Annotated in this window: 2 protein-coding genes and 1 pseudogene; all 3 read left to right on the forward strand. The window is 45.0% G+C overall.

What is annotated here, in order from left to right; all coding sequences use genetic code 11:
* Window positions 1-190 (forward strand): ketopantoate reductase C-terminal domain-containing protein (locus F6K57_RS39340; protein WP_293074148.1); only part of this gene is annotated, 190 nt, incomplete at its 5' end.
* 427 nt (window positions 191-617) lie between these two features.
* Window positions 618-3,047, forward strand: a complete 2,430-nt coding sequence (locus F6K57_RS39345) for a phosphoketolase family protein (RefSeq protein ID WP_293074150.1) — start codon at window positions 618-620, stop codon at window positions 3,045-3,047.
* 334 nt (window positions 3,048-3,381) lie between these two features.
* Window positions 3,382-3,774 (forward strand): annotated as a pseudogene (locus F6K57_RS39350) (acetate kinase); the annotation flags it as partial.

A 3,774-nucleotide genomic window follows, 5' to 3' on the forward strand; every position in this document is an offset into this window, starting at 1 on the left:
GAATCCTTATTTAACCAGTATGAAACTGGATTATGATGGAAAAAGACCCTTGGAAGTTGAAGCAATTGTCGGCAATCCTTTACGGATGGCAAGCAAAGCAGGAGTTGATTTGCCCATGATTTCTCTGCTTTATCGACAGTTGAAGTTTTTGGATGTTAGGAATCGGCTCGGCACTGCCCACCATAGGTAAGCATATGCGCTACGCGCACCCTACGCGAACAGCGGTCAGCGGTCAGCGGTCAGCGGTCAGCTTATAGCAAGCCCCCCTAGCCCCGCAAATTTGGCAGGTACACAGGATTGTTTTCCCTCTTGCCTCTTGCCTCTTGCCTCTTGCCTCTTGCCTCTTGCCTACTCCCTGTTCCCTGTTCCCTGTTCCCTTTGGTATAACTGATAGCTGATAACTAATAGCTGAATGCTTACATTGAAAACTCCGATAGTTTTTATATAAAAAACAAACTGTAACCCCCTGTTCCCTCTTCCCTGTTCCCTGTTTACCTAATTTCATAATTAATTAATAGCAGCTTACTTTTATTTGTTGTAAGATAACATTAAAAGGGTAAAAATAAGTTTTCCAAATCCTAATCCTCAAGTCCTAATACTTAAGATAGGAACTAATTATGGTTCAAGCACCAGCGCCTCAACGTGCAGGGCAGAACGCTCCTCTTTCTGCCCAAGAACTAAACCAAATTAATGCCTATTGGCGTGCCTGTAACTACCTTGCCATAGGTATGATTTATTTACGAGATAATCCCCTACTGCGAGAGCCTTTAGTGCCTCAACAAGTTAAACAGCGGCTCTTAGGACACTGGGGAGCAAGTCCAGGGTTGAGCTTTACCTATGTGCATCTCAACCGGATCATCAAGAAATACGACCAAAACATGATTTTCTTAGCCGGTCCCGGTCACGGTGCTCCCGGTGTTCTTGCCCCAGCTTACCTAGAAGGCAGTTATTCCGAAGTTTATCCAGATAAAAGTGAAGATATTGAAGGCTTACAAAAATTCTTCAAACAATTCTCTTTCCCTGGTCACATTGGTAGCCACTGTACCCCAGAAACCCCTGGTTCCATCCACGAAGGCGGTGAATTAGGTTACAGTCTTTCCCATGCCTACGGCGCTGCCTTTGACAATCCAGACTTAATAGTAGCTGTCATGGTCGGGGATGGCGAAGCAGAAACCGGACCGCTCGCAACAGCTTGGCATTCTAACAAATTCCTCAATCCCATCCGGGACGGGGCAGTTCTACCGATATTACACCTCAACGGCTACAAAATTGCTAATCCCACCATTTTGTCCCGGATTAGTCCCCAAGAACTAGAATCCCTCTTTCAAGGCTATGGTTACACCCCTTACCTAGTCGAAGGTGCCCAACCAGAAGACATGCACCAGAAGATGGCTGCTACCATCGAGGAATGTATTCAGCAAATTCACACTATCCAGCAAGAATGTCGTAGTAGCGGTATTGCCAAGCGTCCTCCCTGGCCAATGATTATCTTACGCACTCCCAAAGGTTGGACTGGACCGAAAGACGTTAATGGTCACAAAGTCGAAGGCTTTTGGCGGGCTCACCAAGTCCCCTTGTCAGGAGTTCACAAAGATGAGAGTAACCTCAAACAGCTAGAAGAATGGATGCGAAGCTATAAACCAGAAGAGCTGTTTGATGAGAATGGCAAACTCATTCCAGAACTCAAAGCCTTAGCCCCTACTGGTCACCGGCGGATGAGTAGTAATCCCATTACCAATGGTGGTCTAGTCCGTAAACAACTACGTTTACCTGACTTCCGGAACTATGCCGTAGAAATACCAAAATCAGGTACCGTCGAGGTCGAGAATACTAGGGTGCTGGGCTACTTCCTGCGGGATGTCATGGCCAATAACATGAACAACTTCCGGGTTTTTGGTCCCGATGAAACCGCCTCCAATCGCCTCAATGCCATTTATGAAGTCACCAAAAAAACCTGGCTAGCAGAGATATTACCAGAAGATGCTGATGGTGGGGAATTATCTCCCGATGGTCGGGTGATGGAAATGCTGAGCGAACATACTTTGGAAGGGTGGTTAGAAGGTTACCTTCTCACTGGTCGTCACGGCTTTTTCCACACTTACGAAGCCTTTGCCCATGTGATTGATTCGATGTTCAATCAGCACGCTAAATGGTTGGATATCTGTAAACATGAAGTGCCTTGGCGCAGTCCTATTTCTTCATTGAATATTCTGCTATCTTCTGTAGTTTGGCGTCAAGACCATAACGGTTTTAGTCACCAAGACCCAGGTTTTTTAGATTTGGTAACTAATAAGAGTGCTGAGGTTACCCGTATCTACTTACCTCCTGATGCCAACTGTCTCCTCTCTGTAGCTGACCATTGTTTGCATAGCACCAACTATGTCAACGTAATTGTTTCCGACAAGCAGATGCACCTTCAGTATCTAACCATGGAAGAAGCAATTAAACACTGCACCAAAGGTATAGGTATTTGGGAGTGGGCTAGCAATGATGATTGTGGAAAAGAACCAGATATTCCCGACGTAATTATGGCCTGTTGCGGTGACATTACCACCAGGGAATCCTTAGCAGCAACTGCTATTTTACTAGAAGAATTTCCCCACATCAAAATACGTTTTATCAACGTAGTAGACTTATTCAAGCTACAGCCCGAAAGTGAGCACCCCCATGGCTTATCAAATGCTGATTTTGATAGCCTATTTACCCCCGATAAACCAGTAATTTTCAACTTCCACGGTTATCCTTGGCTAATTCACAAACTCACCTACCGTCGGACTAATCAGCATCGCATCCATGTCCGAGGTTATAAAGAAAAAGGTAACATCAACACTCCCCTAGAATTAGCGATTCGTAACCAAATTGATCGCTTTAACTTAGTAATTGATGTGATTGACCGAGTGCCTAAACTAGGGTCTGCCGCAGCTTATGTTAAAGAAAGGATGAAGAATCAGATTATCGAAAACTTAAACTATGCCTCTGAGCAGGGTATAGATAAAGCTGAGATTCAAGAGTGGAAGTGGCCATTCGATCAAGTTTGTAGTCTCTAGGAGTTGAGGGAGTCGGGAGTAGGGTGTAGGGAGTAGGGTGTAGGGAGTAGGGAGTAGGGAGTAGGGGAGAAATATTTTGTCTGTGTTCCCTCCCTGTTCCCTGTTCCCTGATGTGGGTTATGATCGCGATCGCATCAACATGCCCGTTGCTTCCATAGTTACCTATTCTTGGCGATCGCTCCCATATCAATGAAGGCTTACGGAATCGACTCGGTACATAGCCATGAAAATCTTAGTGCTAAATGCTGGTTCTAGCTCTCAGAAAAGTTGTTTGTACCAGTTAACAGAGAAAACCTTGCCTGAGCAACCAGCCCAGCCACTGTGGTAAGCTCATATTGATTGGACTGTCAGCAATGGTTCAGGTATTTTAACCGTTAAAACTCAAGATACCTCCCTAGAACTTAAACTAGAATCACAATCTCGTCCGAACGCGATCGCACAAATGCTGGATACCCTAATTAAGGGGAAAACTCAGGTATTAAATCAGTTATCAGACATTGACATAGTTGGTCATCGGGTAGTACATGGTGGTGCCGACTATACTCAGGCTACTTTAGTAACTGCTCAAGTTAAAGATGCGATCGCAAAGCTATTTCCCCTGGCACCTGTTCATAATCCCGCTAACCTAGAAGGGATAGAAGCCATCGAACAACTTTTAGGAGATATACCCCAGTTAGCAGTCTTTGATACAGCCTTTCACAGCCAAATGCCCATAGAGGTTAAAGTT

This window comes from Moorena sp. SIO4A5, assembly GCF_010672005.1.
Lineage (GTDB): Bacteria > Cyanobacteriota > Cyanobacteriia > Cyanobacteriales > Coleofasciculaceae > Moorena.